This window comes from Streptomyces sp. NBC_00513, assembly GCF_041431415.1.
GTDB lineage: Bacteria > Actinomycetota > Actinomycetes > Streptomycetales > Streptomycetaceae > Streptomyces.
The window spans coordinates 3,510,540-3,527,127 of the sequence record NZ_CP107845.1; the positions used below are offsets into that span (position 1 = coordinate 3,510,540).

Sequence of the window (16,588 nt, forward strand, 5' to 3'; positions counted from 1 at the left end):
TCCCGGTTTCTTTTGCCGGACCCGCTCGTTGTTATTTGTGCAGTGGATACGCCTCTGCGGGAAGGATCGAAAACAAATGACGTACAAGAAGGCACTGGTGCTGGCCGCCGGCGTGCTGATGGCCGCCGGTGTCGCCTCCCCCGCCATGGCCGACTCGGCCGCCGAGGGCCAGGCCATCGGCTCCCCCGGCGTCGCCTCCGGGAACCTCGTCCAGGTTCCGGTGCACGTCCCGGTCAACGTCTGCGGCAACACCGTCAACGTGATCGCCCTGCTGAACCCCGCGTTCGGCAACACCTGCGTCAACGCCTGACGAAGCGTCTGCGCCCGCGAGGGCGAACCTCCTCGGGGTGGCCTCGGAGTGCACGGCGGTGCACTCCGAGGCCTCCTTCGATCCAGCACCGGCCGCAGTGCCGGTAGACAGGGAAGGACCCATGCGACAGGTACTGAGCCGACAGGTGCTGGGCAAGGGGATGCTCACGGCGGCGGCCGCCTCCAGCCTGCTGTCGATCGCGACCGGCGCGGCCTACGCGCATCCCGGGGCGATGGCCGAGGCCTCGCACTCACCGGGGGTGCTGTCCGGCAACAGCGTCTCGGTACCGATCACCTTCGCGCCGAACGTGTGCGGCAACAGCGTGGACGGGGGTGCCGCGCTCAACCCCTCGATGGGCAACACCTGCGCCACCACCACCGGCTCCGACGCCGCCCACGACTACGAGCGCCACCTCAGCCCCGAACACGCCGCGATGTTCGAGCGCTACCTCGACGAGCGTCAGGGCGGCCGGCACGCGATGCCGCAGCAGCGGGACGAGGAGCCTCGCAGGCAGGCGCCCCGGCACGCGGCCCCCAAGCACGCGGCACCCCGGCACGCGGCGCCCCGCCACGAGGAGGCCCGCCACGAGGGCCCCCGTCACCAGGGCGGCCACGGGAGCGCGGAGGAGGAGTGCGACGACCACCCGCCGGTCGGCCCCCCGAACCCCGAGCCCCGCCCGCAGGCGGAGCACCCGACCGCCCCGGTGCCCCACCCGGCGCCCCCGGCTCCGAGGCCGCTCCCCCAGCCGCACCCGCTCCCGGGGCCCGTCGCGGAGCACCCGGCGCCGAAGCCGTTGCCCAAGCCGGTCCCGATGCCCGAGACGCCCGCACCGGCCCAGGAGGCGCCCGTACCGCTTCCGGCGCCCGAGCCCGAGTGGGAGCAGCCCAAGACGCTCCCGGCGCCCACCCCGGGTCCGTCGTTCGAGGACGAGGTCACCGGGCCGCCGCGCGGCAGCATGCCCGTGACGCACCCGGCCCCGGCCCCCGCGCCGGAGGTCGTACGCCCCGCGGACCAGCCGCCGGCCGCTCCCGCCGGCGACCTCCCCGTCCACCTGCCGCCGGTACCGGCGCCGGCTCCGGCACCCGCGCCGGTCACCGCTCAGGTCCCCGCCCTCCCGCCGATGGTGGCCGTCCCCGCGCCGGCCGCGGTAGGGGAACTGGCGGACACCGGAGCGGGTCAACAGGCTGCCGCGGCCGCCCTCGCCACGGCTCTGATCCTGGGCGGCGCCATTCTGTACCGAAGGTCCCGTTTCGCCTGACCGGCAATACCGGTAATCAGAAGAAATAACGGCCGGAGAATCCCTGGTGGATTGTCCGGCCGTTGCCGCGTTCGCTCGCGCGTTTCCGTATCGGCGGGGAATCGTTAGCCAGGTCGAAAGCGGCGCGACGGTCGCCGCTGGAAAAGGGTTTCGATAATGAAGTTCACGAAGGTCGCCGCTGTCGTCGCCGGTTCCGTGGCCCTCCTCGGCGCCGCGTCTCCCTCCTTCGCCGCCGGGACCCCGGCCGCGATGCCCCCCATGAGCCTGACCGGGGGACTGAGTGACGCGCTGACGGCCACCACCGGCGCCACCGAGAACCTTCCCAACGAGGCGCTGGCCGAGCAGGGCGACAGCCTGGGCAAGGTCGTCGGCACCGTGCAGACGCTCAACAAGGCCCGCAACGACCTGCCGGGCGAGACCCTCAAGCTCGCGAACGGTGCGACCCAGGCCTCCCCGCTGCTCGGCGGCGTGGACCTCAACGGCGGTCGCTGAATCCGACCGGACGGGACATGACCGTGGGCGCCACCGGCGAGGCCGGGGCGCCCACAGTCATGAGGTCGACTGACGTCAGTCGTTGACGCAGACGTTGCCGAACGCGGGGTTCAGCAGGCCGATGACGTCGACCGAGTTGCCGCAGACGTTGACCGGGATGTGGACCGGCACCTGGGCCAGGTTGCCCGAGAGGACACCGGGGGAACCCACGGCCGCGCCCTCGGCCGAGGAGTCGGCGGAAGCGGCGCCCGCGGCACCGGCCACAGCGAGACCAGCGGAGGCCAGGGCCACGGCGGCCTTCTTGGCAGCAGAGTTCATGGGAAGTGCACCTTCTCTTCGACGTCCTGCCCCGATCCCGGGGCTCACACCGAGCGAAACGGTTCTGGTTCCCAAACGACACGGGTGAGCACCGAATCAGACCTGTTCAGCCCAATAGTCGTAACCGCGGCGCCCTTCCGGGCCGTTCCCCGCCACCATCTGGACGGCTACGGCACGTCGGGGATCTCCGGGACGTCGGGCACCAGGTTCACCGGCAGGGCGGGGACGGCGGGCACCGCGGGCACGGCCGGCACGGCGGGGATCTCCGGGAGCTTGGGGACCTCCACCGGCACCTGCGGGACGGTCGGGATCTCCGGCAGCGTGGGGAGCGTGGGCAGTTGGATCGGCGGCAGCTTCACCCCGGCCGGCAGCAGGCCCTCCAGGGACTTCAACAGCCCCTCCAGCGTCGTGCGGAGCGTGGCGAGCAGATCGTCGATCGGCCCGGCGGCCGCGCGGGCCTCGATGCCCTCGATCTGTTCCTGCACGGCCTCCACGCGTCGCGTGAGAGCCGCGCCCGCGCCGCTGTCGGCGGCGCTCGCGGGGGCGACCGCGCCGCACAGTATGGCGACCGCGAGGACGGAGGGGACGAGGACGCGGGCGCGGAACGACATCTTGCGGTGCATGAATCTTCCTTCTGGTGGTCGCACGAATGCGGACCCGAGCGATCCGCTTCCTTGCCCACCGTGCGAACACCTCGCACGCTCCGCAACCGGAACACGGTCGGCCGCACGTCCCACTGCGGGCTGCGTACGGCCTTCGCGCACGCGTCCGGAGCCGCCTCACCCTGGCTGGGGAAAAGCGCGCCCCAAGCGGGCCGTTTGAGTGAAGCAGCGGAACCAACCCGGCACCGGGCAGTTGATCAGGGCGCTCCACTAGCGGGCACTCGTGCGACAAAAGGACCAATGATGCTCAAGAAGATCATGACCGCCGCCGCGGTCTCCGCCGTTGCCATCGGCGCGGGCGCCGCTGCCGCCGCCCCGGCCATGGCCATCGGCAACGACAACGGCGTCAACACCGTCAACGGCAACGGTGCCTCGCAGATCTACGGCAACCAGAAGACCAGCGGCGACCTGAGCCCGCAGCTCGGCCTGGTCCAGGGCACCCTGAACAAGCCCTGCATCGGCCTGCCGGCCAAGGTCAACGCCCAGTCGCTGATCGCCCTGCTCAACATCGGTGTTCAGGACATCAACGTCCTGTCCAACCCGCAGAACCAGCAGTGCACCGAGAACTCCACCCAGGCCAAGGGCGACGAGCCGCTCTCGCACATCCTGGACAACATCCCGGTCCTGTCCGGCAACGCCTCTCTCGGCAGCTGACCTCCGCTCCCCCTCACGTCCGGGCCGTGGATGCCCGTGGAGCGATGTGACGAGGGCCCCGGCAGCCACCAGCTGCCGGGGCCCTCGCATGTCGTCGACCGTCAGCTCGTCCAGAACTCCCACCACCGGGTCAGGATCAGCATGCCGATCACGCCGAGGTGCAACGCGGGCGGGGCCCAGCCGAATTCGGTGAAGAATCCCCGTACCGGGCCGGGCGCGGGAAGGATGCCCGCGGCGACGGTGTGGGCGGTGACCGCCCAGAACATCAGCAGCGTCGCCACCCAGGCGAGGCAGCACCACAGGCAGAGCGCGTTGATCTCGTAGAGGGACTGGACCATCAGCCAGCCGCAGAAGACGGTGCCGAAGAGGGTGCCCGCGTTCAGGCCAAGCCAGAACCAGCCCCGGTAGCGGGCACCGGCCAGCAGGCCCATGCCCACGCAGACCACGACCGCGTACGCCGCCAAGCCCAGCATGGGATTGGGGAAGCCGAAGGCGGCCGCCTGGTCGCTCTTCATCACGCTGCCGCAGGAGACCACGGGGTTGAGGCTGCAGGCGGGCTTGAAGTTCGGGTCCTCCAACAGGAGGAACTTGTCGAGGGTGATGACCCAGGAGGCCAGCACGCCGGCGGCCCCCGTGAGCACGAGCAGCCAGGCCAACCCCCTTCCGGGGGCGTCGGGTCGGTCCTCGCGTCGGGTGTCGGGGCGACCCTGCTGCCGCGGGACGCCCACTGTGTTCGTTGCCATGTGCCCCATGGTCGCGCGCCATGCCCCAGACCGGGGCCAATCATGCCTATTCGTACACAAGTTGACCTGAAGGGGTGGCGGGAACCCCCGATGCTTCCCGGACGTTTTACCGAACCCCGGACGTGATGTCAGAGCCAGGGGTTACGTTGAGCTTCCGCGAAGTGACAAGCTGCGACGGCCTGGAGACCCACCTTGAGCGATCCGTACGAGACAACCGAGGCGCACCTCGATCGACTCCTGGGCCGCGCCCTCAACTCCTTCGACCTGCCGGACCTCTTGGTCGAGCGCCTCGGGACGGCGCTCGCTCACAGCTCCTCGCTGTCCACCACGCACCACAGCCCCTCGGCGGGGCTGTGGCGGGAGACCCACTGGCACACGTACCTGTTGGCCGACGGGGGTTCGGAGGCGCTGTGGGAGTTGGCGTACCGGCAGGAGGGTGACCGGGCCGTCCGGCACGAGGTGTTCGCGAGCAAGTCGGACCTCTGCATGGCCGTGACCCGGCTCTTCGGCGAGGTCCCCGCGCGGGTGGCGCGGGATCTGGCGGCATCCCCGTCCGGGGGCGGGCCGGCCGGGGACGTGGCTTCGCTCGGCGCGCTGTTCGCGGCTCCGCCTCCGGCGCTGCGGCACCGGGAGTACACGGTGGAGCAGTCCGCCGACCACGCCCGGCGGGTGCTGCGGCGCGCGGAGAACGCGGACCGGCCGGGCGAGCGGTTGGCGGAGCGGCTGCGGTCCGCGTACGCGCACCAGATCACCCAGGCGTTCGGCGGAAGGCGGAGCCTGACGTCCGGGCGGGACGCGGGGTTCAGCCTGTACGAGCACGCGTTCGTCCTGCTGGACGGCTCCGAGGTCAGCCTGTGGGAGGTCGAGCACACGGCGACCCCGGACGGGCGGCACATGTGCGAGGTCTACGAGAGCGAGACCGTCGCGCGCGGGGCGATGGAGCTCCGCGCGCGGGTTCGGTGACACCCCCGCCCCGCCAGGGTGTGGAGGTCCCCCGCTCGCAGCGGTGACCCGCCGCGGGCTCCTTCACACGCTTCGGACCGCGGCGGGTTCGGTCAGGGGGAGGTCGAGCGGCAGGTCTCGGGTCACGCGGACCGCGTCGGGGCGCAGGTCGGCGGGGGTCGGCATGGCACTGCCGGGCAGTCGCACGGCGGCCGCGCCGTGGGCCAGGGCCGAGGCGAGGGCCTCGGGGCCGGCGCCACCGGCGATCAGGAAGCCGGCCAGGGAGGCGTCGCCCGCCCCGACGTTGCTGCGGATCTCGGCGGCGGGGGCGGGGGCGGTGCCGTGGTGGTCGCCCTCGGCGGAGATCAACAGTTGGCCGTCGGCTCCGAGGGAGGCCAGTACCGCCCTCGCACCCAGGGCGCGCAGCTCCCTGGCGGCGTCGACCACGTCGCCGAGGGTGGCCAGCGGGCGGCCGACGGCGGTGGCGAGTTCGTGGACGTTCGGTTTGATGACGTCGGGGCGGTTCGGGAGGGCCGCGAGGAGCGCCGGGCCGGAGGTGTCCAGGGCGATCCGGGCCCCCGCTTCGTGGGCACGGGTGACCAGTTCGGCGTACCACTCGGGGCGCAGGCCGCGCGGCAGGCTGCCGCAGCAGGCGATCCAGGCGGGGCTGCCGTCGTGGGTGCGGACCGTCTCCAGGAGCAACGCCGACTCCTCCGGGGCGAGTTCCGGGCCCGGTGCGTTGATCTTCGTCAGGGTGCCGTCCGGTTCGGCGAGGGAGATGTTGGAGCGGGTCTGTCCGGCGATGGAGACCGCCGTCACGTCCACGCCCTGCGCGCCCAGCAGTTCGGCGAGCAGGGCACCGGGGGCGCCGCCGAGCGGGAGGACCGCGGTCGTGCGGATGCCCGCGGCGGCGACGGCGCGGGAGACGTTGACCCCCTTGCCGCCCGGGTCGACCCGGTCCCCGGTGGCGCGCAGGACGTCGCCCCGGCCGAGCGAGGGGATCTCGTAGGTCCGGTCGAGGGAGGGGTTGGGGGTGACGGTGAGGATCATGCGAGCGCGACTTCCGTCCCGGCGGCCTGGCCGGCGCTCAGGTGCGTACACGTCGATTCAGGTCCGTTCACGTCCGTCGGATGCCCGACTGTGCGCTTTTCCTTGCACGGTACGCCCTGTTTCCTCCGGAAATGAAACAGGCTGGGCTCGAAAGCAGAACAAGCGGGCATGCCGGCTCCGGAGAGCGGGCATGCCCGTTCGTCGTGCGGTGCGCCGGCTCGCGGCTAGTGGGCGCCTTCTCGCTCGTCCATCGGGACCGACTCGCGCGGGAGCATGAACATCACCGCGAAGATCAGGACCAGGACCGCCGCGACCCACCACAGCGCACCGCGGAAGGCCTCGACGTACGGGGCGCCGAGGACCCCGTCGTCGTCGATGAGCCCGAAGAAGACGACCGAGGTCAGGCCGAGGCCCAGCGCGTTGCCCATCTGACCGGTGGTGTTGATCAGGCCCGAGGCCGAGCCGGCGTGCTCGCGCGGCACCTGCGAGAGCACGGTGTCGGTCAGCGGCGCGACGATCAGGCCCATGCCGATGCCCATGACGACCAGCGGGGCGGCCATCTGCCAGGAGGCGATCCCCATGCCGTAGTGGTCGGACTCCCAGATGTAGAGGAGCAGACCCGCGGCCATGGTGAGCGCGCCGGCCTGGAGCACCTTGCGGCCGAAGCGCGGTACGAGCTTCTGTACGGACAAGCCCGCGGCGACCGAGACTGCGATCGAGAAGGGGATGCCGGTGGTGCCGGCGCGCAGGGCGCTCCAGCCGAGGCCCATCTGCATGTACAGCGTCCAGACCAGGAAGAAGATGCCGGTCGCGATGCCGAAGGTCAGTTGGACGGCGATGCCGCCCGCGAAGCTCTTGACCTTGAACAGGGACAGTTCCACGAGCGGGGAGCCGTCCTTGCGGATCTTGTGCTTCTCGTAGGCGATGAAGCCCGCGAAGACCGCCGGCGAGAGGATCATGCAGACGAAGCCCCACAGCGGCCAGTCGTTCTCCCGGCCGTGGGTGAGCGGGAAGATCAGCATGACCAGGGCGAGGGTGGCGAGCACGACGCCGACCAGGTCGAGGCGCAGCGCCTTCGGGGCCTTGGACTCGGTGATGAACTTGCGTCCCAGGAGCACGCCGGCGATGCCGACGGGCAGGTTGATCAGGAAGATCGGACGCCATTCGAGGTCGAACAGGTTCCACTCGGTGAGCAGTGCGCCGAGCATCGGGCCCGAGACGGCGCCGAGGCCGACGATCGCGCCGAACATGCCGAAGACCTTGCCGCGCTCGTGCGGCGGGAAGGTGACGTGGATGATCGCCAGGACCTGCGGGACCATCAGGGCCGCCATGGCGCCCTGGAGGACGCGGGAGGCGACGAGCATGGAGGGGTTGGCGGCGATGCCGCAGAGCAGCGAGGCGGCGGTGAAACCGGCGATGCCGATGAGGAAGACGCGCTTGCGGCCGTAGATGTCACCGAGACGACCGCCGGTGATGAGGCCGGCGGCGAAGGCGAGGGCGTACCCGGCGGTGATCCACTGGATCGCGCTGGTGGACGCCCCGAAGTTCGCGCGCATGGTGGGTATCGCGATGTTGACGATCGTGACGTCGACGAGGTCCATGAAGGCCGCGGTCATCACGATGGCGAGCGCCAGCCAGCGGCGGCGGTCCGCGGGGGAGGCAGCGGCGACGGCCGCGGCCTCGGAGGCGCCGGATGCGCCGGTTGCGTCGGTAAGGAGGGTGTCGTTCCGCTCTTCTGGTACGGGCCCGTTCTCTCTTTCGGGCGATGCCTTGGCTGTCTCGGTGCTCATGGGGAGAAACCTAGACGGCATCTAGGTCAGTCGGTGACCTATTTCTCCGGCAATCTTGAGCCATGAACGACACCCCGGCGCGGTTGCTCACCCTGCTGTCCCTCCTTCAGACACCGCGCGAATGGCCCGGGAGCGAGCTCGCCGAGCGCCTGCGCGTGAGCGCCCGCACGATCCGGCGGGACATCGACCGGCTGCGGGAGCTGGGGTACCCGGTGGAGGCCTCGCTGGGCTCGGAGGGCGGATATCGGCTGGTGGCGGGCGCGGCGATGCCCCCGTTGCTCCTGGACGACGAGGAGGCCGTGGCCATCGCGGTGGGGCTGCGGGCGGGTGCCGGGCACGCGATCGAGGGGATCGAGGAGGCGTCCGTACGGGCCCTCGCGAAGCTCGAACAGGTCCTGCCGTCGCGGCTTCGCCGCCGGGTGAGCGCGCTCCAGTCGGCCACGGTCGCGGTGTCCCGGGGCGACGGGGCGACGGTGGATCCGCGGACCCTGACGACGATGGCGGCCGCGGTGGCGGGTCCGGAGCGGCTGCGGTTCGGCTACCGGGCCCGCGACGGCGCGGCCACGCGGCGGCTGGTGGAGCCGTACCGGCTGGTGAGCACCGGCAGCCGGTGGTACCTGGTGGCCTACGACCTGGAGCGCGAGGACTGGCGGACGTTCCGGGTGGACCGGGTGAGCGAGCCGTTCGCGACGGGGGCGCGGTTCGCCGCGCGGGTGCTGCCGATGGAGGCGGAGGAGTTCGTGCGGCGCGGGCTGCGGGGCGGGGAGACGTACCGGGTGGAGGTGACCTTCGCGGCGACGGTGGACGCCCTGCCGGGCTGGCTGCGGGAGGACGCCGTGGAGGAGCGGGGCGGCTGTCGGGTGAGGTTCGACACCGGGGAGGCGCCCGAATGGGTGGCGGCGCGGCTGGCGCTGACGGGATTGGGGTTCGCGGTACGGGAGCCGGCGGCGCTGGCGGACAGCGCGCGGGGGCTCGCGGAGCGGCTGAGCGCGGCGGCCGGGGCGTAGCCGGGGGCGGGCGCCGAGCGGGCCCCGGCGGGTCCCGGTCGAGGGGCCGCCGGGGGCGGGTCCGGGTACGAGAGAGCCCCCGGCACCTGGGGGGGGTTAGGCGCCGGGGGCTCGTGGAGGGGGCTTCGTCGCGGGCCGGTCAGGCCACGGCGTCGAAGCCGGTGTCACGCGCCATCTTCTTCAGTTCCAGCAACGCGTGCTTCTCGATCTGGCGGATCCGCTCACGGGTCAGGCCGTGCTGCTTGCCCACCTCTGTCAGCGTACGCTCCCGACCGTCATCGATGCCGTAACGCATCTTGATGATCGACGCGGTGCGCTGGTCGAGCTTGCCGAGCAGGTCCTCCAGTTCCTCGCTGCGCAGCAGCGAGAGCACGGACTGCTCCGGGGAGACCGCCGAGGTGTCCTCCAGCAGGTCACCGAACTGCGTGTCGCCGTCGTCGTCCACGCCCATGTTGAGGCTGACCGGGTCACGGGCCCAGTCCAGTACGTCGCCGACGCGCTTCGCCGTCGAGTCCAGCTCGGCGGCGACCTCCGCGTGCTCCGGGTCGCGGCCGTTCTCGCGGTTGAACTCGCGCTGCACCCGACGGATCCGGCCGAGCTCCTCGACCAGGTGGACGGGGAGGCGGATGGTGCGGGACTGGTCGGCGATGGAGCGGGTGATGGCCTGGCGGATCCACCACGTGGCGTAGGTGGAGAACTTGAAGCCCTTGGCGTAGTCGAACTTCTCGACCGCGCGGACCAGGCCCGCGTTGCCTTCCTGGATGAGGTCGAGCAGCGGCAGGCCGCTGCGCGGGTAGCGGCGGGCGACGGCCACGACGAGGCGGAGGTTCGAGCGGATGAAGACTTCCTTGGCGCGCTCGCCTTCGGCGGCGAGCGCCTCCAGTTCCTCGCGGGCCGGGGTCTCCCCCGTGCGCTCTATCGCGTCGTCGAGGATCTGTCGGGCGTACACGCCCGCCTCGATGATCTGCGAGAGCTCCACTTCCTTGGCCGCGTCGAGCAGCGGGGTGCGCGCGATCTCGTCGAGGTACATGCCGACCAGGTCGCGGTCTGCGATCTCCCCGCCCACGGCGCGAGCGCTGCTCGTGGACTGACGGCGGGCGACGGCGCGGGTTGCCATGCGTGCTCCCTTGCGATGCGATGAGTTCGGTCGCGGTGCGGCTGCGGGACGCGTCGTGTTTCTCCGAGTGGTGCGGATGATGCGTCCTTCGGACACTCTCCCGAGTGCCCGCTTTCGAAGGAAACAACGACTGGAAACGGGACAGAATTCCCACGCCGGCCCCTCTTTTCCGAGATCTTGCAGTATCCTGCCCCGCCACGTCCCGTCACCGAAGGAGACAGTGTGCGGTCAGATCTCGAAGAGGTGCAGGTCAGGCCCGGGGTGGCAGCCGACCTGCCGGCACTCACGGCGTTGTACAACCACTACGTCCGTGAGACCGCCGTCACATTCGACACGGTGGCCTTCACCCCGGAACAGCGCCGCCCTTGGCTGCACTCCCACCCTGAAGACGGCCCCCATCGGCTTCTGGTTGCCTGGACTGGCGAGCGAATGGCCGGATACGCGACAAGCAGCGCTTTCCGCCCGAAACCGGCCTACGTGGGCTCGGTGGAGGTCAGCGTGTACCTCGCGCCGCACGCGGTCGGTCGGGGGGTCGGCACGCTCCTGTACGAGGCCCTGTTCGCGGCGCTCGCCGACGAGCCGGTCCATCGGGCCTACGCGGGCATCGCCCTGCCGAACGAGGCCTCGGAACGCCTCCACGCCCGGTTCGGCTTCCGGCGTGTCGGGGACTTCACCGAGGCGGGCCGGAAGTTCGACCGCTTCTGGGACGTCCGCTGGTACGAGAAGGCGCTGCGGGACCCGGACCGGGCCGTCTAGCCGAACTGGAGGGAGCGCTTCGAGAGGCCCATCCAGTAGCCGTCCACGGGGGTGCGGGGCGCCGTGAGGTCGCCGGTGGACTCGGCCGCGCCCAGGGTGACGAACAGCGGGGCGAAGTGTTCCGTGCGGGGGTGGGCGAGGCGGCCGGCGGGGGACTTCGTCTCGAAGTCGAGCAGGGCGTCGACGTCGGAGGCGGCCAGCGCCTCCCGGCCCCAGGCGTCGAACTCCGCGGACCAGCCGGGCACGCCCGGCCCGGTGTGCCGCAGGGCGGCGAGGTTGTGCGTGAAGAACCCGCTGCCCACGATCAGCACGCCCTCGTCGCGCAGCGGCGCGAGCCTGCGGCCGATGTCCATGAGGCGGGTGGGGTCCAGGGTCGGCATGGAGATCTGGAGGACCGGTATGTCGGCCGCGGGGAACATCTCCACCAGCGGGACGTACGCGCCGTGGTCCAGCCCCCGGTCGGGGATGTCCTGGACGGGCGTGCCCGGGGCCCGCAGGAGGGCCCGTACCGAGGCGGCCAGGTCGGGGGCGCCCGGCGCCTCGTACCGCACTCCGTAGTAGTGCTCGGGGAAGCCCCAGAAGTCGTACACGAGCGGGACGGGCTCGGTGGCGCCGAGGGCGAGCGGGGCTTCCTCCCAGTGGGCGGAGACCATGAGGATCGCCCGGGGGCGGGGGAGGTCGGCGGACCAGGCGGCGAGTTCACCGGGCCAGACCGGGTCGTCGGCCAGCGGGGGCGCGCCGTGACTCAGGTACAGGGCCGGCATGCGGGTCACGGGGCACTCCTCGGTCGTCGGGCGGGGTGGAACAAGACCGACCCCGCTTCGTACAAATTTGAACGAAGCGGGGTCGTCAGTCATTCCCGGGCCCGTGCCCCGGGTGTCAGTGGGCGACCACCGGGATCTTGATCTCGGCCTCGGCGCCCTCGCCGGAGGCCACCGGCGCACCCGCGCCGGGGCGGCCCGTGGTGATCAGGGTGAAGGCGATCAGCGAGCTGGTCACCAGGATGCCGACGGCCCACCAGATGGCCGAGGAGTAGCCCTCGACCATGGCCTGGGCCTGGATCAGCTTCGCCGCCGGGCCGCCCGCCGCGGCCTCGGCCGCGTGGTCGGTCAGGTACGCGGTCGTCGCGGAGGCGGCGATGGTGTTCAGCAGGGCGGTGCCGATCGCGCCGCCGACCTGCTGCGAGGTGTTGACCATGGCGGAGGCGACACCGGCGTCGGCCGGGTTCACCCCGTGCGTGGCCAGGGACATGGCGGGCATGAACGCCGAACCCATGCCGAGGCCGAGCAGGAGCTGCGCGGGCAGGATCAGCGCCGGGTAGGAGGACCCGACCTCCAGCTGCGTCAGCAGCAGCATGCCGGTGGCGGCGAGCAGGAAGCCCGGGCCCATCAGCAGCCGCGGCGGGACGCGGGTCATCAGGCGGGCGCCGATCTGCGTGGAGCCCGTGATCATGCCCGCGATCATCGGCAGGAAGGCGAAGCCGGTCTTGACGGGCGAGAAGCCCTTGACGACCTGGAGGTAGTAGGTGAGGAAGAGGAACAGGCCGAACATCGAGATGACGGCGAGGCCCAGGGAGAGGTAGACGCCACCGCGGTTGCGCTCCAGCAGGACGCGCAGCGGCAGGAGCGGCGACTTCACCTTGGACTCGACGTAGACGAAGGCCGTGAGCAGCGCCGCCGAGGCGATGAACATGGTCACGGTCACGGTGTCCGACCAGCCGGCGGACTCGGCGCGGGTGAAGCCGTAGACCAGCGCGACCAGGCCGAGCGTGGAGAGGATCACGCCGGGGATGTCGAGCTTGGCGGGGTTGCGGGCGCCGGCGGGCTCACGGATGACGAACCAGGCACCGATGGCCGCGACGATCGCGAAGGGGATGTTGACGAAGAAGGTCCAGCGCCAGTTGAGGTACTCGGTGAGGAAGCCGCCGAGGATCAGGCCGACGGCACCGCCGCCGCCCGCGATGGCGCCGTAGATGCCGAAGGCCTTGGCCCGCTCCTTGGCGTCGGTGAACATGACGGCCAGCAGCGAGAGCGCGGCCGGGGCGAGCAGCGCGCCGAAGGCGCCCTGGAGGGCGCGGGCGCCCAGCATCATGGCCTCGCCGGTGGCGGCGCCGCCGAGCGCGGAGGCCAGGGCGAAGCCGATCAGGCCGACGACGAAGGCGTTCTTGCGGCCCCACTTGTCGGCGATGCGGCCGCCGAAGAGGAGGAGGCCGCCGAAGGCCAGCGCGTAGGCGGTGATGACCCACTGGCGGTTGCCGTCCGAGATGCCGAGGTCGGTCTGGGCGGACGGGAGGGCGATGTTCACGATGGTCGCGTCGAGGACGACCATCAGCTGGGCCAGGGCTATGAAGACGAGTGCCTTCCAGCGGCTGGGGTCGGCAGCCGGCGCGAGGGTCGCGGCTGTTTTCGGCATGGGAGTACCCACTCACTGTGCGGAATGACTGAAAATCAAGGTTTAGGGAGGATTTACGACGCTAAGGGGTGCGACCCGGCGGCGTCACATGGTTTTCCGCCTGAGGTCCCCCAGGGCCGCCGGGGCACCCGGCAGCACGGAACGCGCCGGAGCCCGCAACCCGTCGAGGAACAGCTGGAGATGGCGGTGGACGAAGCGGTCCATGTCGGGGCAGCCGGTACCCGGGAGGGGTCGGCTGAGCTGGGAGAGCGCGACCATCAGGTCGCCCGCGCCGATGTCCGCGCGGAGCAGCCCGGACTCCTGTCCGGTGAGCACGAGCGTCTGCACGGCGTGCTCCAACGCGACCCGGGACGCGAGGAGTTCGGGGTGTTCCTGGTCGAAGTCCCCGGAGAGCATGGGGCACAGGGCGCCGATGCGCTCGTCGGCCGCCGCGTGGGTGAAGTGGCACAGCGCGGCGAAGGCGTCGCCCTCGTCGGCCGACGCGACCTCGGCGAGGGCGTTCTCCGCGTGGGCGGTGACCCGGCCCATGACGTAGAGGACCACGTGGCGGACCAGGGTGGCCCGGTCTGGAAAGTGTCGGTAGAGCGTGGCGTTGCCGATGCCGGCCCGGCGGGCGACCTCGTCGAAGGGGGCGGTCGAGCCGAGTTCGACGAGCACCTCGCGGGCCGCGGCCAGGATGCGTTCACGGTTGCGGACGGCGTCGGCACGGGGGCGCGGAACTTTCGCCTCGATGCCGGCGACGGCGACGGGGGTCTTCATTCCGGGGCCTCCTCGGCACTGGACTCCCTCAAACGGGGAAGTCGTCCCCGCTTCGTGGGACGTAGATGCAAACGGGGATCGCGTCCCCGCTTATTTCACTCGTCGGTGTGACCCGGGTCACGGCCCTTCTCGGGTCGTGCTCCCGTTTGGCCTCTCCCGACGCGCGGGCGCGCCGCAGCCGTCGGAGGGTGAGGCAACGGAGAGCAGCTCGGGACCGGCCGGCTGCCGTCGGACCCGAAGGCGATCTCCATGCCGCAGACCCGCCACCGGATACGCACACCACGCCGCACCTGCGCGTACATCGGCCTCACCGCGCTGGCCCTCGGCGTCTCGGCGACGGCGAGCGACGGGACCTCCCATCGCGGCCACTCGGCGGCCGGGCCCGTGTCCACGAGCGCCGAATCGGTGCTGGCCCCCTGCCGGATCACGGGCACCATGGGCGTCCAGATGTCCGAGGGGCTGCCGACGCCCCCCGGGTACTCGCGGTCCACCGGCGAGGTACGGGCCCTGAACCTGATGATCGACTTCCCCGACGCCAAAGGCGAGGGAACGGCCCTGGACCGGATGGCGGAGTTCTTCCCGCAGACCGCCGACTGGTTCCGCACCAGCTCCTACGGGCGGCTCACCTACCTGGCCGAGGCGCCGATAAGGACGTGGCTGCGGATGCCGATGCCGTTCGCGGCGTACGGGATCGGGCGCGGCTCCCCCTACGAGCCCGGGTACCGCCAGCTCGTGGAGCACATCGCGAAGGCCGCCGACTCCGAGGTGGACTTCCGCCGGTACGACATCATCAACATCCTGGTCACCCCGAACGCGGGGCCCTCCGCCCTGGACACGGTCCTGTCCGTGACCTTCTCCGGCAACGGCGAGGCCCCCCTCGCCGACGGGGTGCCCCTGGCGAACACGTCCTTCGTCTACAGCCGCCAGGACGACGGCTCGGGCACCTACCGGGAGACCGGTTACCGGGTGCTCCCGCACGAGAACGGGCACGTCTTCGGGCTGCCCGACCTGTACACGTCCGACGGCGGCGGCACGGTCGGGCACTGGGACATCATGAGCGAGGACTGGGGCTCCAACAACGACCTGCTGGGCTGGCACAAGTGGAAGCTGGGCTGGCTCGACGGCGACCAGATCAGCTGCGCCTCCAAGTCCGGGGTGAGTGATCACGTGCTGTCCCCGCTGGCGGTGCGGGGCGGCACGAAACTGGCCTTCGTACCGCTGTCGGAGAGCGTCGGGTACGCGATCGAGGTGCGCACCCAGGCGGGCAACGACGAGTCCGTCTGCAAACCGGGCGTCCTCATCTACAAGGTGGACTCCGCCATCGACACCGGGCGCGGACCGGTCACCGTGTCCGACAGCACGGACGCCAGCGGAGGCTGTACGCGGCGGCCGAACGTGCACGCGGAACTGTCCGACGCGCCGTTCCGGCCGGGCGAGACCTTCAGCGACGACAAGGCGGGCATCAGCGTCTCGGTGGTGGGCGAGCTGCGCGACGGCAGCTTCCAGGTGCGCGTCACCCGGCCCTAGACCCGGACGGCCCTCAGGGGGCGTGGTCCGCAGTGAACAGGTCGAGGTGGTCGACGAGGGCGTCCACCACCGCCCCGGGGCCGTCCGCGAGGAGCATGTGGCCGCCCGGTACCCAGGCGCCGCGGACGTTCTCGGCGAACAGGGCCCAGTCCTCGGTCCGCTCGTCGGGGCACAGGTCGTCCGCGTCCCCGAAGACGGTCAGCAGCGGGCAGGCGAGGAGCGGTTCCGGGCCCGACGTGTAGTCCTCGACGGCCACCATGTCCGCGACGATGGCCGGCAGCACCAAACCGAGCATCTCCGGGTTGGCGGCCAGCGATTGCGGTACCCCGCCGAACTCCCGGAGGATCTCCAGGACGCGGGCGGGGTCGTCCACGTCGCGCAGGGACGGACGGTCGGGGTCGGGCTTCTCCGTCACCGCCCACTGGGAGACGACCACCAGCCCGGCGACGAGGTCGGCGCCGGCGCCCTGTACGGCGCGTACGGCCTCCAGGGCGATCACCGCCCCGGAGCACACGCCGACGACGATCAGGGGGGCGGTGCCGGGCAGGGAGTGCAGGGTGGTGACGACCTCGGCCACCAGGCCGGGCAGTGCGGGAACGCTCTCGCGCAGGCGGGACTCACGGCCGGGCAGCCGGGCCGTGGCGACCAGCCAGTCGGCCGGAGCGCGCTCCGCGAAGGCCAGACCGGCCGCCGCGCCCGCGCCGGCGTGCGGAAGGATCAGGACGCGCAGGACGGCGTCCCGCGGGTCGGCGCCTTTGATGACGACGTTTCGTGCGGACATGCTCGGTCTC

18 protein-coding genes are annotated in these 16,588 nt (G+C 71.6%); 8 read left to right on the forward strand and 10 right to left on the reverse strand.

Going from position 1 to position 16,588, the window contains the following annotated elements; translation table 11 throughout:
- The first annotated feature begins 76 nt into the window (after positions 1 to 76).
- The 3 genes from OHA84_RS16205 to OHA84_RS16215 all read left to right on the forward strand — a co-directional run bounded on the left by OHA84_RS16205 (position 77) and on the right by OHA84_RS16215 (position 2,060).
- On the forward strand, positions 77 to 310 hold the full coding sequence (locus OHA84_RS16205; protein ID WP_078999027.1) for a chaplin: 234 nt from the start codon (positions 77 to 79) through the stop codon (positions 308 to 310).
- Positions 311 to 431: 121 nt separating this feature from the next.
- Positions 432 to 1,568, forward strand: a complete 1,137-nt coding sequence (locus tag OHA84_RS16210; protein WP_266971086.1) for a chaplin family protein — start codon at positions 432 to 434, stop codon at positions 1,566 to 1,568.
- Positions 1,569 to 1,724: 156 nt separating this feature from the next.
- The gene (locus OHA84_RS16215; RefSeq protein ID WP_053679633.1) at positions 1,725 to 2,060 is read left to right on the forward strand and encodes a hypothetical protein; all 336 of its coding nucleotides are present in this window, start codon (positions 1,725 to 1,727) and stop codon (positions 2,058 to 2,060) included.
- A 75-nt stretch (positions 2,061 to 2,135) separates the two neighbouring features.
- Here the strand turns inward: OHA84_RS16215 and OHA84_RS16220 are convergent, their stop codons facing one another.
- On the reverse strand, positions 2,136 to 2,378 hold the full coding sequence (locus OHA84_RS16220; RefSeq protein ID WP_053679635.1) for a chaplin: 243 nt from the start codon (positions 2,376 to 2,378) through the stop codon (positions 2,136 to 2,138).
- Between the two features lie 167 nt (positions 2,379 to 2,545).
- Positions 2,546 to 3,001 (reverse strand): hypothetical protein, encoded by a 456-nt coding sequence (locus OHA84_RS16225; protein WP_266971084.1) that lies wholly within the window; start codon positions 2,999 to 3,001, stop codon positions 2,546 to 2,548.
- Positions 3,002 to 3,283: 282 nt separating this feature from the next.
- On the opposite strand from OHA84_RS16225, the gene OHA84_RS16230 reads away from it, so the two are divergent.
- On the forward strand, positions 3,284 to 3,694 hold the full coding sequence (locus tag OHA84_RS16230) for a rodlin (protein WP_053679765.1): 411 nt from the start codon (positions 3,284 to 3,286) through the stop codon (positions 3,692 to 3,694).
- 101 nt (positions 3,695 to 3,795) lie between these two features.
- Here OHA84_RS16230 and OHA84_RS16235 read toward each other — a convergent pair whose 3' ends face one another.
- On the reverse strand, positions 3,796 to 4,446 hold the full coding sequence (locus OHA84_RS16235) for a vitamin K epoxide reductase family protein (RefSeq protein WP_371591394.1): 651 nt from the start codon (positions 4,444 to 4,446) through the stop codon (positions 3,796 to 3,798).
- 183 nt (positions 4,447 to 4,629) lie between these two features.
- Here OHA84_RS16235 and OHA84_RS16240 point away from each other — a divergent pair, with 183 nt between their 5' ends.
- A complete protein-coding gene (locus OHA84_RS16240; RefSeq protein ID WP_266971081.1) occupies positions 4,630 to 5,400 on the forward strand; it encodes a DUF6227 family protein in 771 nt (256 codons plus the stop codon).
- A gap of 63 nt (positions 5,401 to 5,463) precedes the next feature.
- Here OHA84_RS16240 and pfkB read toward each other — a convergent pair whose 3' ends face one another.
- Together pfkB and OHA84_RS16250 are read right to left on the reverse strand one after the other, a co-directional pair.
- Positions 5,464 to 6,429, reverse strand: coding sequence for a 1-phosphofructokinase (gene pfkB, locus OHA84_RS16245; protein WP_266971079.1), 966 nt, complete (start codon positions 6,427 to 6,429; stop codon positions 5,464 to 5,466).
- Between the two features lie 224 nt (positions 6,430 to 6,653).
- The gene (locus OHA84_RS16250; protein WP_053679644.1) at positions 6,654 to 8,219 is read right to left on the reverse strand and encodes an MFS transporter; all 1,566 of its coding nucleotides are present in this window, start codon (positions 8,217 to 8,219) and stop codon (positions 6,654 to 6,656) included.
- Between the two features lie 62 nt (positions 8,220 to 8,281).
- Here OHA84_RS16250 and OHA84_RS16255 point away from each other — a divergent pair, with 62 nt between their 5' ends.
- Positions 8,282 to 9,226: a YafY family protein gene (locus OHA84_RS16255; protein ID WP_053679646.1), complete on the forward strand. Its 945-nt coding sequence runs from the start codon at positions 8,282 to 8,284 to the stop codon at positions 9,224 to 9,226.
- 139 nt (positions 9,227 to 9,365) lie between these two features.
- Here the strand turns inward: OHA84_RS16255 and OHA84_RS16260 are convergent, their stop codons facing one another.
- Positions 9,366 to 10,343, reverse strand: coding sequence for an RNA polymerase sigma factor RpoD/SigA (locus tag OHA84_RS16260; protein ID WP_053679648.1), 978 nt, complete (start codon positions 10,341 to 10,343; stop codon positions 9,366 to 9,368).
- A gap of 222 nt (positions 10,344 to 10,565) precedes the next feature.
- Here OHA84_RS16260 and OHA84_RS16265 point away from each other — a divergent pair, with 222 nt between their 5' ends.
- Positions 10,566 to 11,099, forward strand: coding sequence for a GNAT family N-acetyltransferase (locus tag OHA84_RS16265; RefSeq protein WP_078999029.1), 534 nt, complete (start codon positions 10,566 to 10,568; stop codon positions 11,097 to 11,099).
- Here OHA84_RS16265 and OHA84_RS16270 read toward each other — a convergent pair.
- The 3 genes from OHA84_RS16270 to OHA84_RS16280 all read right to left on the reverse strand — a co-directional run bounded on the left by OHA84_RS16270 (position 11,096) and on the right by OHA84_RS16280 (position 14,270).
- Positions 11,096 to 11,863, reverse strand: a complete 768-nt coding sequence (locus OHA84_RS16270; RefSeq protein WP_266974060.1) for a dioxygenase — start codon at positions 11,861 to 11,863, stop codon at positions 11,096 to 11,098. The genes OHA84_RS16265 and OHA84_RS16270 overlap by 4 nt on opposite strands.
- A 115-nt stretch (positions 11,864 to 11,978) precedes the next feature.
- Complete coding sequence (locus tag OHA84_RS16275) at positions 11,979 to 13,511, reverse strand: MFS transporter (RefSeq protein ID WP_053679651.1); 1,533 nt, start codon at positions 13,509 to 13,511, stop codon at positions 11,979 to 11,981.
- A gap of 84 nt (positions 13,512 to 13,595) precedes the next feature.
- Positions 13,596 to 14,270, reverse strand: a complete 675-nt coding sequence (locus OHA84_RS16280) for a TetR/AcrR family transcriptional regulator (RefSeq protein WP_266971076.1) — start codon at positions 14,268 to 14,270, stop codon at positions 13,596 to 13,598.
- A 249-nt stretch (positions 14,271 to 14,519) separates the two neighbouring features.
- Here OHA84_RS16280 and OHA84_RS16285 point away from each other — a divergent pair, with 249 nt between their 5' ends.
- Entirely contained in the window at positions 14,520 to 15,797 is a 1,278-nt protein-coding gene (locus OHA84_RS16285; protein ID WP_053679655.1) for a M6 family metalloprotease domain-containing protein, read from the forward strand.
- 13 nt (positions 15,798 to 15,810) lie between these two features.
- On the opposite strand, the gene OHA84_RS16290 is transcribed toward OHA84_RS16285, so the two are convergent.
- A complete protein-coding gene (locus OHA84_RS16290; RefSeq protein WP_053679657.1) occupies positions 15,811 to 16,578 on the reverse strand; it encodes a thioesterase II family protein in 768 nt (255 codons plus the stop codon).
- Positions 16,579 to 16,588 lie beyond the last annotated feature (10 nt).